Annotated in this window: 14 protein-coding genes; 7 read left to right on the forward strand and 7 right to left on the reverse strand. The window is 45.7% G+C overall.

What is annotated here, in order from left to right:
- The first annotated feature begins 182 nt into the window (after positions 1–182).
- The 4 genes from OXH39_10260 to OXH39_10275 are packed head-to-tail and all read left to right on the forward strand — an operon-like array spanning position 183 to position 1,992.
- A complete protein-coding gene (locus OXH39_10260) occupies positions 183–440 on the forward strand; it encodes a hypothetical protein (protein ID MCY3550828.1) in 258 nt (85 codons plus the stop codon).
- Positions 428–835, forward strand: coding sequence for a putative toxin-antitoxin system toxin component, PIN family (locus OXH39_10265; protein ID MCY3550829.1), 408 nt, complete (start codon positions 428–430; stop codon positions 833–835). Before OXH39_10260 ends, OXH39_10265 begins: the two co-directional genes overlap by 13 nt.
- A 21-nt stretch (positions 836–856) precedes the next feature.
- Complete coding sequence (locus OXH39_10270; protein MCY3550830.1) at positions 857–1,084, forward strand: type II toxin-antitoxin system MqsA family antitoxin; 228 nt, start codon at positions 857–859, stop codon at positions 1,082–1,084.
- A 17-nt stretch (positions 1,085–1,101) separates the two neighbouring features.
- Positions 1,102–1,992 carry a DUF58 domain-containing protein gene (locus tag OXH39_10275; GenBank protein MCY3550831.1) on the forward strand — a complete coding sequence of 297 codons (891 nt, stop codon included), beginning with the start codon at positions 1,102–1,104 and terminating at the stop codon, positions 1,990–1,992.
- A 55-nt stretch (positions 1,993–2,047) separates the two neighbouring features.
- On the opposite strand, the gene OXH39_10280 is transcribed toward OXH39_10275, so the two are convergent.
- Positions 2,048–5,740: a SpoIIE family protein phosphatase gene (locus OXH39_10280; GenBank protein MCY3550832.1), complete on the reverse strand. Its 3,693-nt coding sequence runs from the start codon at positions 5,738–5,740 to the stop codon at positions 2,048–2,050.
- A 278-nt stretch (positions 5,741–6,018) separates the two neighbouring features.
- Between OXH39_10280 and OXH39_10285 the strand changes: the two genes are divergently transcribed.
- A complete protein-coding gene (locus OXH39_10285; GenBank protein MCY3550833.1) occupies positions 6,019–7,170 on the forward strand; it encodes a Gfo/Idh/MocA family oxidoreductase in 1,152 nt (383 codons plus the stop codon).
- Between the two features lie 224 nt (positions 7,171–7,394).
- Here the strand turns inward: OXH39_10285 and OXH39_10290 are convergent, their stop codons facing one another.
- Entirely contained in the window at positions 7,395–8,357 is a 963-nt protein-coding gene (locus OXH39_10290) for a Gfo/Idh/MocA family oxidoreductase (GenBank protein ID MCY3550834.1), read from the reverse strand.
- Between the two features lie 85 nt (positions 8,358–8,442).
- Positions 8,443–9,405: a hypothetical protein gene (locus OXH39_10295; GenBank protein ID MCY3550835.1), complete on the reverse strand. Its 963-nt coding sequence runs from the start codon at positions 9,403–9,405 to the stop codon at positions 8,443–8,445.
- Between the two features lie 181 nt (positions 9,406–9,586).
- On the opposite strand from OXH39_10295, the gene OXH39_10300 reads away from it, so the two are divergent.
- The gene (locus OXH39_10300; protein ID MCY3550836.1) at positions 9,587–9,982 is read left to right on the forward strand and encodes a VOC family protein; all 396 of its coding nucleotides are present in this window, start codon (positions 9,587–9,589) and stop codon (positions 9,980–9,982) included.
- 160 nt (positions 9,983–10,142) lie between these two features.
- On the opposite strand, the gene OXH39_10305 is transcribed toward OXH39_10300, so the two are convergent.
- The 3 genes from OXH39_10305 to OXH39_10315 form a co-directional block, all read right to left on the reverse strand.
- On the reverse strand, positions 10,143–12,137 hold the full coding sequence (locus OXH39_10305) for a tetratricopeptide repeat protein (GenBank protein MCY3550837.1): 1,995 nt from the start codon (positions 12,135–12,137) through the stop codon (positions 10,143–10,145).
- 25 nt (positions 12,138–12,162) lie between these two features.
- On the reverse strand, positions 12,163–13,071 hold the full coding sequence (locus tag OXH39_10310; GenBank protein ID MCY3550838.1) for a protein phosphatase 2C domain-containing protein: 909 nt from the start codon (positions 13,069–13,071) through the stop codon (positions 12,163–12,165).
- A gap of 295 nt (positions 13,072–13,366) precedes the next feature.
- A complete protein-coding gene (locus tag OXH39_10315; protein ID MCY3550839.1) occupies positions 13,367–14,200 on the reverse strand; it encodes a VWA domain-containing protein in 834 nt (277 codons plus the stop codon).
- Positions 14,201–14,690: 490 nt separating this feature from the next.
- Here OXH39_10315 and OXH39_10320 point away from each other — a divergent pair, with 490 nt between their 5' ends.
- Complete coding sequence (locus OXH39_10320; GenBank protein MCY3550840.1) at positions 14,691–16,619, forward strand: hypothetical protein; 1,929 nt, start codon at positions 14,691–14,693, stop codon at positions 16,617–16,619.
- Positions 16,620–16,660: 41 nt separating this feature from the next.
- Here OXH39_10320 and OXH39_10325 read toward each other — a convergent pair whose 3' ends face one another.
- A complete protein-coding gene (locus tag OXH39_10325; protein MCY3550841.1) occupies positions 16,661–17,827 on the reverse strand; it encodes a tetratricopeptide repeat protein in 1,167 nt (388 codons plus the stop codon).
- Positions 17,828–18,034 lie beyond the last annotated feature (207 nt).

Below are 18,034 nucleotides of genomic sequence, written 5' to 3' on the forward strand. Positions count from 1 at the left end.
AACCCACAAGAATACCTATAACTATTGAATCAAACAATGTTTTGAGAAATATCAGTTATATTAATTATACACCAAACTACCACTAAAAATGCGAATGAATCTTTCCATGTTTTTGCATTTCAGTTGATATTCAGGCAAATTTTTGTTATAATTGAACTTCAAGACTTAGGAGGTGAATCAAAATGAATTTGACGCTTGAATTAACAACTGAGCAGATCATCGATCTGGTTCAACAGATGCCGCCGGAAGAAAAATTCTTGGTTGTTCGTGCACTTACGAAGGAAACACCAGCAGAACGCAAGGAACGGATGAAATATGCCGAATCAAAGGTTAGACAATTATGTGCCCAACGCGGATTGGATTGGGACGCGATGACCGAAGACGAGCGTTTATATTTTATTGACGACCTCGTCCACGAGGATCGTGAATGCAACCGGTAGTCGTTTACGATACAAATGTTCTGATATCGGGTATGATTTGGGGTGGTGTACCTTATCGCTCCATTGAACTGGCACAAGAAAATAAGGTCAAAGGGTTAATTTGCGATGAGATTCTTGATGAATTTGAAGACAAGTTAATGATCAAGTTGGATATCCCTTCGGCCCGGACCTCGGTAGTGAAGACCAGGCTTCTCGGTTTCCTCCAAACGGTAGAAATTCCCAATCGCCTCAAAGGCATCACAGCCGATCCAGACGACGACATGATAATAGAATGTGCCGTTGTCGGAGGAGCCACCCATATTGTTACTGGCGATCAGAAGCATCTGTTACCACTTGGAAATTACCAGGGTATCCGTATTGTAAAGCCAGCGGACTTTCTGTCAGAGTTCCAATAAAAGTAAAAAAGGCATCAAACAATGAAGTGCGATATATGTGAAAAAGAGGGTGCGCGTCAGCGTTATGTTTCCCGAAGTTATGGCAAAGGTGATTCACTTCTTGTCATTGAAGATGTCCCTACTATCCACTGTCCGAATTGCGGTGAGGGATACTTGACTGCACAGACCTTGAAAGGAATCGAACGTATTAAAAGGGATCAGCAGACTGTTGCGCCAAAACGTCTCGTATCAGTTGCTGTTTTTGAGTAACTCGGAAAAAGGACACCATGCAAACGTCTCACAAATATTTGGATCCAGTCGCGCTCTCACGGATTGGCGGAATGGAACTTGTCGCACGCCTCGTCGTTGAGGGGTTCGTTACTGGATTACATAAAAGTCCATATCAAGGGTTCAGCGTGGAATTCGCTGAGCATCGGCAGTACATGCCCGGCGATGAAATCCGCTATATCGACTGGAAAGTCTACGGAAAATCTGACCGGTACTACATCAAAAAGTTTGAAGAGGAGACGAACCTGCGTGCCTATATTTTGCTCGATACAAGCGCGTCGATGAACTATAAGCACGCAGAGGAGGGACTGACGAAATTTGAATACGGTTGTTATCTCGCAGCAACACTCACCTATCTCATGCTGAAACAGCGGGATTCGGTCGGATTGGCACTTTTTGATACGGATATTACGCAATACATTCCACCGAGGGGTGCCGCCACACATCTGCGTGCGATTATGTCAGCGTTAGAGAATGCGACCCCCGGTCAGGAGACCGAGTTGAGTGGTCTCTTCCACGAACTCGCTAAACGGATTGTGAGACGGGGGTTGGTCATCGTCATCTCCGATCTGCTTGACGAACCTTCTCAGGTCATCTCGGCACTGAAACATCTTCGCCATCAGAAACACGAGGTGATCGTTTTTCATCTGCTCGATCCCGCCGAACTCACCTTTCCTTACACCGGTTCCGTCGTTTTTCGAGATATGGAAACTGGACAGACGCTTTCAACGCAAGCCGACACACTGAAAACAGATTACCTTGAAAAACTGAACCAATTTATCCAAAGTTACCGTCGAGGGTGCGGCGCAAGCCAGATCGATTACGTTCAAATGGATACCGCCACACCGTTTGACTACGCGCTGTCTGAATACCTATCCCGCCGAAAATAGACATCACTCCCAAACATTTACGCATCAGGACCACGCTACATTTGCGATAATATCTCTACTCAGAGCCAGAGATGCGTTTGATGACAACAAGCGTTAAATCATCATACTGTTCTGCTTCTTCAACAAATCTATTGACATCTTCAACGATGTGTTGGATCACTTCCTCAGCGGTGTATTCATCTGGGATTCGGGAAGTCACTGCTTTTAAACGTTCAGCACCGTACATCTCTTCGTCAGCGTTGAGGGCTTCAATCAGACCATCGGAATGGAAGATAAGCACATCGCCTTCAGCTAAATCGAAAGTGATAGATTCATACCGAACACTTTTCATACTGCCGAGAGGCAGATCACTATCTTCAATCTCAATGATTTCAGTCCCTTTCTTGAGAATAGGATAGGGCTGTCCACCGTTGGCGTAGTCAATACGTTTCTCGGATTCATTAAGAATCGCCAAGTTGAGCGCGATAAAACTGGGTCGGTACATTCGAGGTGCTAACCCCGCATTGAGCGCAGTGAGGATAACATCCGCACCGGACTCGAATCTGGCAACTTCATGGAGCATCCCGTTCGTAAGCACAGCATTCATTGCGCCGCGTAACCCCTTGCCAGCAGCATCTGCTACTGCAATAGCGGTTTGTCCGTTTGCGAGGGTCAGATAATCATAAAAATCGCCGCCGACTTGTGTAGCAGGGGCCGACATCCCGGCAATATCAAATCCTTTTGTATCTGGTGACTCCGTAGGTAGTAGTCCCATTTGAATGTTTTGTGCCTCGTCCAACTCCGCACGGATCCGTTTTATTTCTGCTTCCTCCTTCTGCTGCATTTCGTTGCGAAGCTGCGCGGTGTGCCTTCGGGTGATGACCAAACGACCGATGAGAGCAACGACAATACCCATGAACATGACTGTAGGGAGATATGTTCGCCATCGGGTCCAGAAGGGTGGAGAAATACTAAAGTCAACCACAGCCGGTGGCTGCGTGTAGGGCCAGTCCTCACGGAAAGCCTTGACGATGAAACTGTAGGTCCCCGCTTTGAGGTCTGTATATCGGACGCATAGAACGCCATTTTGGTTTTGAAATTCCTGTTGAACACCATCATCGTGCGTGGCTTGTTGCGTTGCTAATTCAGATGCAGGAAACCATTTGCCAGATGTACCGCCGAAACCGGTGGGCAAACGTGCGAACTCCACCGCTGAAATCTTTGTCCATCCAGGACTATCCAAGCCAATTATTTTAAACTGATAGGAGAGCCGTTCTCGAAGTGGACTGAGCCCCCGCACATAAAAGATGATATGCTTGTTTCCATACGCCGGTAGGGTAATATTCGATGAGAGTTCAGTATAGGTCTTATCCGCCTTTAGCGCAGTAAGTCGATAAAAAGGGAGTCCACCGCGTGCTGGAGTATATTGTGTAACGCCGCCTTCTGTTGCGAACCAAATATCCTTGTTAGAAGACTCATAAATTTTCGAGATGTTATTATGCGCAAGACCGTCTTTTGTGGTGAGGAAATCGAAGGTTTCACCATCGTATCGGACGGTGCCGCCGCCCTTTGTTGCGAACCATATACTCCGGCTACTATCCTCAATCACATCGCGCACGTCATCAACGAGAAATCCCTCTTTTCTGGAATTCCGAGAGGTATTTTTAGAGGCATACGATGTGAGTTTCGTCCCATCATATCGAACCGCGCCACGAGATGTCGCGAGCCAGAGAACACCTTCTCGAGAAATTAAGGACGCGTTTACCGAGGCAAGTTCAATGTCCTTAGTTATGATTAACTCCTTGTCAAGATATGTCTTGAGGGCATCCGGAAAAAGGAAAGAGACTTTCCCATACATCTCTTTTGGATGCTGCCACACTGCGAGTGGAGCAGCACGAGAATTCTCTCTAAGCACAATTGGTTTACTGGGGTCAGCGTCATTCCAGCGTATCAACTTCCCTGTCACAGCGTTGAAAAACCATTTGGTACCTGATGGGATTTCTAACGTCTTTGTAACTTTAATCAGATAAGGGAGGGTCTCCGGTTCAATATTTATAGACATTGAGGGTTCAATTTCTTTTGGATAGGACTGCACCCTTCCGTTCTCAAAAAGCACCCATAATTTGTTGGTATCTGTGTGTAAGGCATTTATAGGGGATGCAGCATGATCAATCTCCAAGGTTGTTTGAAAAGGAATTCGCTGAAAGCGATTCGTAAGCCAGAACAATCCCGTGGTATGCGCTTTAAAGATATGCCCACCAAAGGCTATCCATGGATGTTCCTCTTCGGTAATAAAGAGATTAGGATTCCTAACATATCGTCGCCCGAGGTGCCTCGCTTCTGGTTTGACAAAGACAGAAACCTCATCAAAGTGTCCGTTTCCATAGCGGAAGAACGTGTACCGTATAGCGTTTCCACTATGTATCGGTTTGTTGATAAACCAGACGTATTCGCCAATCTCAAATATTTTTACAATATCCGTCCAAAATGCGAAACGCGATTTCCCTCTAATTCTACCGCCGATTCCAGTGCCATGATTCTGGATTGCTGGTTTCGGGTTAAAGACCGTCACGCCGTTATCATGTCCAAACCACAAATCGCCATTAATCGCCTCAAAAATCGTCCGAACTCGGTCAATACCGAGTCCACCATCAGCACTATAAGGACTTAACGCAAGCGCAGCATCATATTGATGTACCTCGCCATTCTCGTCAGTAAACCATAGGTTTTCCCACGCGTCCTCAATTTTGAGCACGCCTGACACGTTTTCCGGAGTCTGCAGGCGCGAACCATCCCACCACCTTGCGATGCGACCGTCGCTAAACCAAAGTCGTCCTTTGGTGTCCTTCTGAATTGAGACTTGTGTGGTAGATGTGTCCGCCCCAGTCCCGCTTTGTTCTGAACCTAAAGGGAGAATCTGCTCAAAGGTTTGTCCATCAAACTTTAGGAGGAAATTGTAGCCACCGAACCACAGATTCCCAGCGGTATCCTTTGTTATCGCCTCAATGGTACCAACGCCGTTAAGGTCCGATGTATCGTAACGCGTGACACCAATACCCGGTTGGATACGCGACGTTTGGGTTTCCGTTTTATTGTTTGCCGGACGGGTCTCACGAAAACTTAGAATTACAGTCTTTTTTTTCCTGGGACCTTCACTACCACCAAGCCAGAGGGTTCCGTCTTCGCCTTCAAAGATAACGTTTATTGTCAATGTTTCCGTTGACTGGAGTGAATCTTCACTTTTAAGCTCGTTCCGATGTGCCTCTGGCAGTCTTTGGACCCCTGCGGTGACGTACTGCGTTAGCCACTGACTTTCACTAACCCACACATCGCCTGCCCTGTCAACAATTAGGCAGCTTCCAGTTCCGATCCGTTGGATCGAAGTGCCATCAAAACGGCTGACGTGCCCCGTTTCTTCCGAATCCTTTCGCGTAAGAAACCAGATGTGTCCCCACTTATCTTCAACGATTTGGCGCGTCCGTCCGAGGAGTGCACCCGGTTGAACAACAGATGTTGACATCTCCTCCGAAGTAACCGGCGAAGCCGTGTAAGGCACAAAAGTCCTACCATCAAAACGACTGACACCGCCCCTATCAGAACCGAACCAAAGCGCACCCCGGCTGTCCTGAAAAATAACTGGGACTATGGGACCTACAAGACCGTCAGCAACCGTATAGGTTTCTATCTGTTCAAAAGCGATGGAAGATTCAATAAAAGCAATGGAAAGGCATAGAATTAAGATAAATACGAATTTTATCAAGCTATTCACGACAACCCACCTTTAATAGTTCAAAGCAGCAAAGACACTTAGAATGTCTTTGTGAAAAAAGACTGAATTCGAGAAATAGCCTTTGAATTAGTGCGTGAGGATATAAAAAAAAATCCGAAAATAACCTTCACGTTACTGCAAAAATAACAGATTTGAGAAACAGAGTCAAGAGAAATCAAAGGTATTGACGCATTAAACGAACTTATGATACAATGCGAAACATCAAAAGTGTAGATAGGCGGACACGAGGACGATCATACGTGAGAAAGGAGAGAACGATGAAGACCTATCGGATCGGAATTTTGGGATGTAGAGGTCGTGGGACGGCAGCAGCGCGGGCATATCATGCCCACCCACGCACAGAGATTGTCGGACTCTGTGACCTGATTCAAGAACGCCTCGACACGCTGGGCGACGAAGTCAACGTCACCGCACGGTTCACTGACTTAGACGAGATGATCCAGCAGACCGAACCCGACATCGTCGCGATTCCCACTGGCACGGAATTCCATTACGACCTATGCATGCGCGTGCTGGAACACGGTGTCAATATTGAAGTGGAAAAACCGATGTGTGTGGATCTGGTGCAGGCGGACACCGTTATCGCTAAAGCCGAAGAGAAAGGTGTGCGGGTGGCAGTGCATCACCAAGGTAGAGTCGGTGCATCCATGCAAACGATTGCGCGTGCCTTCAATGCCGGAAAAATCGGTGAATTGCGCTATATGTACGGCAGCGGGAAAGGCTATTACGGCGGCTACGGATTGATGAACATCGGTACACACATGCTCAATAACATGTTGCACTTCGGGAAACGTTGCGAAAGCATCGTGGCACACCTGACAACCGGTCGAAAACCGATCACGTCTACAGACGTGGTGCCGTCACCGAGCGGTATGGGGACGATTGCAGGTGAATATATCACAGCAACACTGCAGTATGAAGGTCACGTTACCGGCACCCTGCTCCAACACCGCTTTCATAAGATGGACACCGATGCGTATTCTATGGAACTTTACGGCACCGAAGGAAGACTCTTCTGGAAGAGCGGCGGGGCATGGTGGCTACCGACACCGCACTATCTCCCCGATGGAACACACGACCAGTGGGAAACGTTGGAACTTATCTATCCAGATCATTATGACCCCAAAGGCAGTGCATCGGAAGCGGATTACTGGTTCGTGGAGGATTACGTCAACGCTTTGGATGAAGGCAGACCACATACGTGCAGCGGCACCGAAGGACGGCACATCGTTGAGATGATGATGGGTATCTTTGAGTCGGCGGCTTATGGTACGCGTGTGAATCTCCCACAATCCGATCGGCGGCACCCGTTGTTACGGTGGCGTGAGGAATCAGGGTTGGAATCACCTGCAGAAATGCCGAGAGCTTATGGCGAGTGGCTGACTTTGGAATCCAATCGAATTCGTTAGATCAAACGAAAACTCTGGCGCGCTTGAATGAAGATTAAGAATCTAAGTTGAGTAATGTAGGTGTTCGTTGTCTGAATCGCGGATTACACGGATTACGCGGAGGACGCGGATTTTAATCGATTTTTCATTGACGGTTTTTTAGTCCAATAGGAACAGCATCTATAGAATTAACTCATCGCAGTTATACCGCTCAAATTACCGAATTAATCTTTATAAAAGCGCTCCTACATTATCTGCGCGATAACCGTATTCGTCTGCAATCCCGATTCACCGGAACACCGGATCGGTTCACCCGTCTTGAGATGATTGATGAAATCTTCCACAAGTCCCGTGTGCGTGTGCGGCAATGGGGTCTGATGCAGTTCAACCAGTCCTTCTGATTTCGTCTCAAGCGTCAGATTTCCTGAATTCAACGGTGAACACTTTAAAGCCCCTTCCGTGCCGTAGACCTCAACATCGTCAATCGAGACTCCGACGTTCCAATTGACGTTGGCAACGGCATGCGCGCCACTCTCGAAACGGAGCGTAAACGCAGTGGAATCGTCAACCTCAATATCCAGATACACTGCTTCCGCATAGCCCTGTACAGATTCAATATCGCCCATGAGATACTGAAGGAGCGAAATACGGTGGCTACCGAGATCCATCAGCACACCGCCGCCGCTGATCTTTGGATCCACCCGCCAGCTGCTCAGATCGTGCCGATTCGGGTTATAGAAACCGGTGTGATTGATCTTCGCAAGCACCACGTCTCCGATGGCACCCTCATCCATCAATGCCTTCATTTTCACGATATTCGGATAGAAGTTCCGGTAATAAGCGAGCATCAAGGTGACACCCGCATCGTGGCAGGCATCCACCATCCGCTGACACTCCTCAACCGTCATCGCCATGGGTTTCTCACAGAGAATGTGCTTACCTGCTTCTGCTGTGCGGATAACGTGTTCACAGTGCAGATACGGCGGCGTTGCGACGTAGATTGCATTGAGCTCGTCATCTGCCAGAAGATCGTCTATGTCGGTATAGACCCGTTTCGCGCCGTGCCTTTCAGCAAAGGATTCCGCTTTGGCGCGGTCTCGCCGCATCACAGCGATGAGTTCCGAGTCATCGACGCTATAAAGCGGGGGTCCGCCCTTATATTCAGCGACATCGCCACAACCGAGTATGCCCCATCTGAGCGTTGCCATGAAAAATGTCCCTCATCGTTAGTAAGATGGAGTAACTGAAAGCGGCCTGTAAACATCCGCTACGATACCTCAAAAGCAGGATAGGCTAGCGCGAGTCGTTGCCATTCGTCGTTACGATTAAGCCTAAAGTTTGCCAAAATGCCTCAAGGCTCGGTGTCTGTAGTGCCTCACGGCGCAACTGCCTAAGACGTTGCACGTCGTCAACGTACTCAAGCGTTGATGCCACTGCTTGCAAGCTGCGTGTATTAAAACGGACCTCCAGATTTTCAAGGATACCCTCAACAAGACTGTCTCGTGTTCCGCGTTCAATACCTTGTTCAATACCTTGTTCAATACCTTTCTGCAGGAAATGTTGGATAACTGATGATTCTTGCATGATTGTCTCCATTATAGTCTCACGAATGGTTGGATAACCAAATACTAATCCGCCCAAAATCGCTAAATCTGCCAAATAATCCGCCTTTGCTATGTCATCTTGTGGTACAGAGTCGGCGGCCTCAACGCATTGCCGGATCCACTCCTCAGGTTCCGTATTTTCAGGGCGCTTCATCAACGGCGTAAAAGGTATTAAGCCCTTTACACCCGCTTCGAGAAACGGTAAACCTTCCAAATCGTATAGCCGGATCACCTTGTATCGGATGCGAATCTCATAGTCCACCATCTCTTGAATATATTCACCGGGGTCTGTTCTACCCGCTCGCGGGTGCAGGTAGATAACGTGCGAATAAATCGGCAGCTGAAAGGCATCAATCCCTCTGCCAACATAACCTGCCATACGATACGGCATCGGGACCTCTCTACTATCGTGTGTTTGCATTTCCAAATGCACAATAACTTCTTTGCCGTGGACGTTTGCGCGTATAAAACTATCCGCCCGATTAGATCTGACAGTGGGCTGCTCGGTTTCAAGTACCTCAATCACTTCCGCCTCCGGGATACCGAGGCTAAACTGTAACCAATCTTCGGGGTTTTGGTGAATCAGTATTTTTGAAACGGTATCATATTGTTGCCGGCTATTAGATGCCGTCCACTCCCGTCTTTGCGCCATATCAGATACACTGGCGGTACAAAACCACGTCAGTCCCTTTCTCATCCACAGTAAGTTTTTAAAGTCTAACACATATTAGCAGTGGATGTCAAACAATTTGGCGAATGCACGCCTATTCTCTCTTGAACAGCAAACGGGAATCTGTTAGGATATTGGGAAAGAAAAAACAGGAGGATGGACGATGACAACCAACGCAACACTCGAAAAAATCCACCCATTTTTTATCGTCGACAACCTTGGGAAGTCAATTGACTTCTACAATCAAAAACTCGGTTTTGAGACAGACCTGCTTATCCCAGAAGATGATCCGTTTTTCGCGATCGTGTCTCGTGATAATGTACGGATTCTTCTCAAACATATAACGGAATTTATTCATCCAGTACCGAACCATACTCGGCACGAATGGGCACGGTGGGACGCTTTTATTTTCACTCCCGATCCTGACGCGCTGTTTGCGGAGTATCAGTCTCGTGGACTGGAATTCCACGAACCGCTCGAAGACACCGACGATGGTCTCCGCGCTTTTGAACTTAAAGATCATGATGGGTATGTTTTGTGTTTTGGGAAGCCGCTTTGAATGGAGATAGATATGCGATGTTAATTGTCTGAATCGCGGATTACACGGATTACGCAGATTTACGCGGAAGAAGTTCCCTTGCGCCAGCAGAGCAACATGATGGTTATGTGTTGTGTTTTGGGAAACTGCTTTGATGGCACATGAGCTCGGGCGTGATTAACTATCGTTGAGATTTTTCAATAGCACCCAAAAGGGTATGTGCGCTCTGATAGTCTTTATCAATCCTTAAAGCTAATTCAATGGAACTTTTTGCTTGTTTATGAGCACCCTTTCCAAGATGAGCAAGACCTAAGTTGTAGTACGCTTCTTTGAATTTGTGGTCAACGTCTACTGCTTCACTAAAAGCATTTATTGCCTTACTATACTCTCTCATTTCCAAATAAACACACCCAAGATTATAATGTGTTATTGCAAATGTTAAGTCAACCTGTACTGCGTCCCTAAAAAAGTCTACTGCGTTGTCATAATCCTTAAGCTTAAAAGCCTCGATTCCATGATTAGTATACTTAACAGTTGCTAGAGGAACCTCGTCCCTATACTCATCAATTTGCTTCAGTGGCTCTGGAAGTACTGGATCAATAGATCGGTCATCGCCCGATTCCTTACCAGAACCGTTCTGTTTAGCAATGATCAACTGGCTTTGTAATGATCTTTTCTCTTCCCGTAGCTTTTGGTTTTGGCGAATGAGATTTTGGTTCTGATCTTGCAATTTTTGGTTTCCGGCGAGAGTTTCTGTTTTTTCGTTTCTGAGCCGCTGGATAGTAGCATTCTGATCTACAACCCCTGATTTACCTTCATCTATTTGATTCCGCAATGTTCGGTTTTTGCGGAGAGCGACAGCATTGTCGTTTCGTAACCGTCGAATTTCAGTATTTTTTTGAACCACTTGATTCTGCAATGTTCGGTTTTTGTTTTTCTGTTCATTTAACTGCCTCTGCAAACTTGCCATATTTCCAGATGTAGTGTTTATCATAGAATTCTTACTTGTCAATTCTTTTTGCAATTCACCATTAACACGATTGAATTCCTCATTAGTATTTTCCAGAGCCTGAATTTCTAATTCCCTTTGAGCGATCCGCTTTGTCAACACAGCGTTTTGTGAGAGAGAGACATCTTTCGCATTCATTTGTATTAAAAATGCGATAAAACAAATGAATAACCCTAAACCCAAAGCACCAGTCGTAACGGAATGCCAACTACCTTTTAATGCGCCAACAATATATTGCCAAAGGTTAATTATAGATAGCGGATTGGCATCCCGTTTTGGCAGTATCGCTTCCAGCGGTTTTAACTGATCAATCGAAGTTTTAGCACAAAAATCCTTTAGGGTTGCAGTCAGCTGCTGAACATCAGGTGACAAGTTGGCAAGCTGCTGGAAAACGTCTGATTGGTCAGGATTTTCAAAATCCTTTTTTGAAAACAATAAGCCTCTATCAACTCGCTTCTCATCTCCAAACTGAGTCCAGAGGTCCGGTTTTTCGGATAGACTCAAAAACGAAAGGTAAATAACCAACTCGGAGAAATAGTCAACCTTTTCACTGGCTTTTCCACCGCCTGCGATTCTTTGTGGATGTTGATACTCTGGTAAACCGACAATCTGCTCCGCTTGACCGTGAAGCGCGGGAACAGACAAACTGTCGTAGTCTATCAATTTAATTTCAATAGCAGCACCATTTCGCTTAATCAGTATATTTCCATCTTGAAGATCTCCGTGCGAAATCTTGTGGTCGTGGAGGGTTGCAACCATTTTTCGAAACTCATCGGCTATAACTTTAAAAACGTGAGGATCCTGTGAATTTTGTTCAATAAACTTTCGGAGCGATACACCGTCTGCCCATTCCATTCGTGTGATCGGATACTTGGTGTTATTTATCAAAACGCCTTCTGAAACGTACTCAAAATCAACAAAATATTGTAAACGACGCTGTTTCAGGTAAGTAGATATTTTTTCATACCGATTCTTAGCATTACCGACATCTTTAACCCAACATCGCAGCGCGAAAGTTTTAGAGGCAACTCTAACAGGATAGACTCTCGAAAAACCGCCAGATATTCCCTTCATGGGTGTTCCGTTTCTCAGTACAGGGTCCAACACACTGAAATCGAAAGCATTCTTGATAAAGAATTCATAATCGGAAAAACTTGGCCAAAGCATCACGTTCTCCAAGTCGGATATTCCCCTAATCTGGTTTTAGTAGGAAGTAGAATATCAGGTAAAGACCGACAAACATTCCGCCTCCTGCAAGTAGACAAATCAAGAGAACGAACCAAGGATTTTGTTGCCGTTCTAACTCCTGATCAGAAGACTCAAATTTTGGTAGTTGTCGTTCAAATTCGACAGAAATTAGCATAAATGCCACATCATCATTGGCAAGACGGATATTTTCTGCCTCTCGTGCTTTTTCAACGAAGTCATTAAATTGTTCCCAACAGTCTATACAAAGGAGTTGTTTAAGTGCGTCACCCAATTCCCCAATTTCTTTATGTTGTATAATCCATTTTGATAGAGCATCAGTGGCTAAGATAAATATATCGCCATGATTCGTTTGCCCTGCTACAAAAATTGGCTCATCGGAATTATCCTTCTCAAAACTAGTAAAAATCCCGGGGCGATTTGTAAAATCTTCTGATTTTTTTATCAGGTAACTCTCTTTTAGTCCAGACTCCCCAATGTGAAATAAACAACTATCTCCTATAATCATTGCTTTCCATTCCGCTTCAGTTTTGTCAATTTCAAGTCCAATAAAGGTGGAAGCAGCAGATTCTAATTTGGATAACCTATCTATATGGATAAACCTCTTTGTTTTTTGAACCCTTAAAGTTACTTGCTTTAACCATTTCTGTCGGAGAGGATTTATCCATTCTTTCCAACCCTCCTTTTCTTCTAAAGATTCTAAAGATAAAGTAGTCTCTTCACAGAAACCCTTTACGAGGAGTTCCGCCCATATTTTTGGATAGAACGACCTTGTTGCGCCATCTGCGACTGCGTAACGGGATATATCTTCGTTAAGCTCAATAGCATCTTGGCAATCAGTTAAAGTTCCTCCCTTTTTATGCGTAATAAATTTGTTAGACTTTAACTTTACCATCAGAATAATTCCTACGAATCAATTTTCAAAGTATTTTCTCGTATGTCCATTTTATGTGAGTGATCGGAAATGCATTCAACAGAACAGACTATTGAAAACCGTCGGGCACCTAAAGCTTTGTAGTTTTGAATTTTAGATCTAATACACTTAAATCAAGCGTACATCAGAGCGAATTCATAGATGAGTTGGGTTGACCATAGTATGACTATCCTAAACTTAAGTGGGGTAATTACCTCTCAACATATAGCACTTCTTCAGATATAAAGACCATGAACCCCAGCGAGCGAAGTCTTTGTTAACTACTCTTTTCACCTACAACTACTAAAGCCCCTGTACCCAAAGTGCCAAATTCTAATATCTTGGTTAATCCCACCTCAGTTACATTATGACCGAAACATTTCGCATTAGGCTGAGGAGAAAAACCGTGATTTTGAGCCTCTTCGCGTAAGACATCAGGTAAATCACTAGAAATAGTAAATAAAAACTCAGCCGAGGGATCTTGTGAAAACTGCACCTTGTCGTGTGGAAAAATCATTTCACTACCGCCGTTAGCAATGTGGACATTGAACACTAAGACATTACCATCTGTAGTCTGAAAATTCATTACCCTTCTTGCAACATCAGCTGTTAAAAAAGGATCAGCAGCTTCACCATCAGTGATATTAAAAACGACAGGTGGAAAATTATCTGGCCACTCAACACACCACTGTTCCACAATCTCAGCAGCGCGCTCAAAGGCAGTATGCATCGGTGTACCGTTATTTGCTTGTGGCCGCAACCATATCGGCAAATTTGCCTCAATCTCGACGACCCCACCTGCGCCATCCGGTATTAACCTTTTGACTTTTTTTTCTTCAAGCGGTGATGCATGCAAATCTGAAATCATGCCATCAACGACGGAATGCACCTGATCACCATAGCCAATCAAACATACACGGCACCGATCTTTTACCCCGTCTTCAGTATCACAAGCCAAACCGAGTTCATAAATAATACGACTCACAATTAGTGCTGCCGCTTCCGCTTTCGTCCCACTTTTCCATTCTTCATTCATTGACCAAGACTGATCAACCAAAATGACAAAACAACCAGGGTTAGGTGTTCCAATTGGAATATTGCTATATGCCATTTCCAAACCTCCACTTTCTATTTAGATAATTTAAATCATACACAAATTTGCAAAAGATTTCAAGGAAAAGAGATTCCAATAATTCAATCTACTGGTTCATTAGACGTTATACACATATCGCCCATACAGGGCTAAAGCGGATAGTGGCGCATTTTTCTATAAACATGCCGTCCCTACGGGACTAAAGAGGGTTTTGAAGTATTCAAGGGTTGTGGCTAAAAATCCGGCGCAGTTGGAAACAGCACCTACCGGACCTGGGACCACGACGGTTATTTGCCCTAAAATTGACATTTATGGTGCGGTTAGGAGGGAAATCCGCAGAAATATCCAAGCAAAACCCCCAGCAAAACATCGCACCTACCGGCCCCGGGGTAAAAGCCATAGCGAAGGATGGGAAACTGAATGACTCTGCTTTCAGCACATCTCTGCTTGAAAACTTACGCAAAGCACAGTATAATAGGCATAAATTTGTGCTTCAACAGGAATGGGAATGGAAACTAACGGAAACGGGAATCGGAACCTTGTCAAACCGCATATTCTACTGATTGGGTTGGCTCTCGTCGCTTTTAATAGCTACTGGTGCTTGATGGGGACGGAGGTATGGCACTCGACGCAGCTGACGATCGCCTCGCTGTTCTTTAATGCGGTTTTCACGCTCCTCGTCTTCGTGCTTGTCAATCTACTGTTCCAGCGATTTATGCCGCGTCTGGCGATGTCCGAAGCGGATTTGCAAACCATCTATGTTATGGTGGTGATGGTATCAACGATCAGCGGACATACCATGATGGGCTACCTCATTCCCGTCCTCGCGCATACATTTCAGTTCGCATCCCCAGAAAATGAGTGGCTATCGCTCTTTGGAAACAGTATCCCCAGTTGGATCGCCGTTAAAAGCCCGCGTATCTTAGACGGATTCTACAATGGGGATTCCACGCTCTACACTTCTGCTACGCTAAACGCATGGATACCGCCGGTATTGGCGTGGTCGAGTTTTGTGATTGCACTCTGGCTGACGTTATTAGCAGTAACGATCTTCCTCCGTAAGCAGTGGACGGAAAATGAACGCCTGAACTATCCGATTGTTCAACTCCCGTTGGCATTGACGAGCAACCCGAAACGCTTCTTTAGTTCACCGTGGATGTGGCTCGGATTCGCACTCGCAGGGAGTGCCGAGCTGCTCAATGGACTCAGTTTCCTGTTTCCAGAGATCCCTTCCCTACCCATTAGAAACAAATCGCTTGGACAGTTCAGTTCAAAGCCGTGGAGCGCGATGGGACCGATTCGTATCTCCTTTTATCCATTTAGCATCGGTCTGATGTTCTTCACGCCGCTGGATCTCTCGTTTTCGTGCTGGTTCTTCTGGCTACTGACCCGTGTTCAGATGATAGTGACAGATATGTTCGGCGCACGCAATATCTATAATCTTGAACAGCAGACGGGTGCTTGGATTGCGTTTGGATGCATCCCGTTGTGGATGGGTAGACGGCACTATGGACGTATTATCCGTAAGATTTTCGGCATCGCACAACGCCGTGGCGAACCACCGCCTGACGATTCCGGGGAACCGATGCGTTATCGCACTGCTGCTGGACTGTTCACCGTAGGGTTGCTGTTCCTTTTCTTCTTCTGTTTCCAAATGGGGATGACGTTCTGGGCGATTGGACTCTTTTTTGTGTTCTACTTTCCGATGATTCTCGGTATCACGCGTATTCGCGCTGAGATTGGGCCGCCATTGCATCAACTCGTCCTTGTCGATCCGGGGCGGACGATGGTGTTGGCGTTAGGCACACGCCGACTCGGCACAGAGAATCTGATGGGGCTAACGTTTCTCTATCCATTTGTCCGCTGTTTCCGTGCACACCCAACACCGAGTGAATTGGAGGCGTTCCGTCTGGCAGAACGGAGTCAAATTGGGTATCGGCAGTTGCTCATCGGGATGGTATTGGCGATTGTGTTCGGTATCCTGATAACGTTTTGGGCATATTTACACGTGCTTTACGATATGGGTGTGGCAAGCAAGGCACGCGGCTGGATCGTCTATATGGGATGGGAGACGTTCAATCGCTTGCAAACGTGGCTTGTGAGTCCACGGGAGACAAGCGTGCCGGAATTGGGTGTTATCGGCAGTAGTTTCCTGTTTACGATCTTTCTGATGATTATGAAGATCCGATTTCTGTGGTGGCCCCTACACCCTGCCGGTTACGTGTTAGTCAGCGGCACCGGCATGGGAAGGTTGTGGTTTACCATCTTCTTGGGTTGGTTGGCGAAGGCAATCGTCCTAAAGATTGGCGGTGTGAGACTCTATCGACAAGCAATCCCGTTCTTTTTGGGGCTAATCTTAGGCGATTACACACTTGGCTGTGTCTGGAGCCTCATCGGGTTGGTGCTGGAGATACCGACATATATTGTGTGGCATTGAAGGATTCGATTTTTGGAAGAGTGTTTCGTGATAACGCAAGACTACTCATGGTCTTTAAATCTTTGAAGCATTTGCTCAATATTCGCTTTGAGATCTTCGTCTCCTTGTTGTTCAGCGATTTTTAAAGCCATCTGATAATCTACCCTTGCCTCCTCTACTTTACCAAGTGCCACCTTTGCCATGCCACGAATCATATAAGCGTCAGCAGAATTTGGCTTTAGACGGACTGCCTCATTAAGGTCTGAAACCGCCTCCTCAGGTCTATCCAAATTATTCTTGATAATTCCACGAATCATATAAGGGTCAGCGGAATTCGGCTTTAGACGGACTGCCTCATTAAGGTCTGAAACCGCCTCCTCAGGTCTATCCAAACTATTCTTGATCATTCCACGAATCATATAAGCGGGAGCATAATTTGGGTTTAGACGGATTGCCTCATTAAGGTCTGAAACCGCCTCTTCAGGTCTATCCAAATTACTCTTGATATATCCACGAAGCATATAAGCGGGAGCATAATTTGGGTTTAGACGGATTGCCTCATTAGCGTCTGAAACCGCCTCCTCAGGTCTACCCAAATTACTCTTGATCATTCCACGAGAGAAAAACGCCGCCGCGGCTATATCGTTATCAATCCCCTCCGATATATTCGCAATAGAACCCCACTTCTCAATGGCATCATCAGTTTTCCCCTCTTGCCACAATTTGACCGCCTCAATTATAGCCTTATCTATTGTGGATGCCCCAGGATCCAGTTGAATCGTTTGTAGTAACTCCCTAGCTTCTGGGGATAATTCAGATGTTCCGGGTTGAACGAATTTACTGATGTCTCCACTCGTCAATCCCGATACAACTCTTTCTGCTATTTTCTTTTGGTCTTTGATTTCTTTAAGATATATCGCTGCTTCGCTGACATACTGCTTTGCTTCCTTAAGGGATTCCGCTGCCTCGGATTCAATACTCTGAAATTGGGTGTAGGCAACATAAGCAGCAATACCAGTTACAACCGGAATTGCAACTGCAAAAAAGGCAAGAACTAAACCTATAACAACCAGCCATTGATTAAGAGAATTCGCCCGATCATCAAGATATTCACTTCGTAAATCGTTGATTTGGCGTTGATTTTCTATATCACTAACAGCATTAACACTGCTCGCTCTCTCCTCAACGTCTGCTTCGTCGTCAACAGGGTGTTTCGTTGTTTCTGCCATCTTTTTGTCTCCTTTATTTGAAATCAGTTTACATTCCAGTGGACTGTTGGTGCCAAAGATAATGCCTTCCGATAGAGGGTCATTTAGTTTGAAATAAATTGTTGGATTGTCTGAATTTTTTGAACCTTCTTTTTCAAGTTCGGTGCGGTTCCAAACCGCACCATAGGTGTCAATTTAGGGATATTTCGTTGTATTTTATAGGAACGT

The organism is Candidatus Poribacteria bacterium, assembly GCA_026702755.1.
GTDB lineage: Bacteria > Poribacteria > WGA-4E > WGA-4E > WGA-3G > WGA-3G.

Excerpts from the sequence above, each read along its gene's own strand:
- OXH39_10260 (MCY3550828.1), top strand. The coding sequence starts at position 183 with ATGAATTTGACGCTTGAATTAACAACTGAGCAGATCATCGATCTGGTT.
- OXH39_10265 (MCY3550829.1), top strand. The coding sequence starts at position 428 with ATGCAACCGGTAGTCGTTTACGATACAAATGTTCTGATATCGGGTATG.
- OXH39_10270 (MCY3550830.1), top strand. The coding sequence starts at position 857 with ATGAAGTGCGATATATGTGAAAAAGAGGGTGCGCGTCAGCGTTATGTT.
- OXH39_10275 (MCY3550831.1), top strand. The coding sequence starts at position 1,102 with ATGCAAACGTCTCACAAATATTTGGATCCAGTCGCGCTCTCACGGATT.
- OXH39_10285 (MCY3550833.1), top strand. The coding sequence starts at position 6,019 with ATGAAGACCTATCGGATCGGAATTTTGGGATGTAGAGGTCGTGGGACG.
- OXH39_10290 (MCY3550834.1), bottom strand. The coding sequence starts at position 8,357 with ATGGCAACGCTCAGATGGGGCATACTCGGTTGTGGCGATGTCGCTGAA.
- OXH39_10295 (MCY3550835.1), bottom strand. The coding sequence starts at position 9,405 with ATGGCGCAAAGACGGGAGTGGACGGCATCTAATAGCCGGCAACAATAT.
- OXH39_10300 (MCY3550836.1), top strand. The coding sequence starts at position 9,587 with ATGACAACCAACGCAACACTCGAAAAAATCCACCCATTTTTTATCGTC.
- OXH39_10305 (MCY3550837.1), bottom strand. The coding sequence starts at position 12,137 with ATGCTTTGGCCAAGTTTTTCCGATTATGAATTCTTTATCAAGAATGCT.
- OXH39_10310 (MCY3550838.1), bottom strand. The coding sequence starts at position 13,071 with ATGGTAAAGTTAAAGTCTAACAAATTTATTACGCATAAAAAGGGAGGA.
- OXH39_10315 (MCY3550839.1), bottom strand. The coding sequence starts at position 14,200 with ATGGCATATAGCAATATTCCAATTGGAACACCTAACCCTGGTTGTTTT.
- OXH39_10320 (MCY3550840.1), top strand. The coding sequence starts at position 14,691 with ATGGAAACTAACGGAAACGGGAATCGGAACCTTGTCAAACCGCATATT.
- OXH39_10325 (MCY3550841.1), bottom strand. The coding sequence starts at position 17,827 with ATGGCAGAAACAACGAAACACCCTGTTGACGACGAAGCAGACGTTGAG.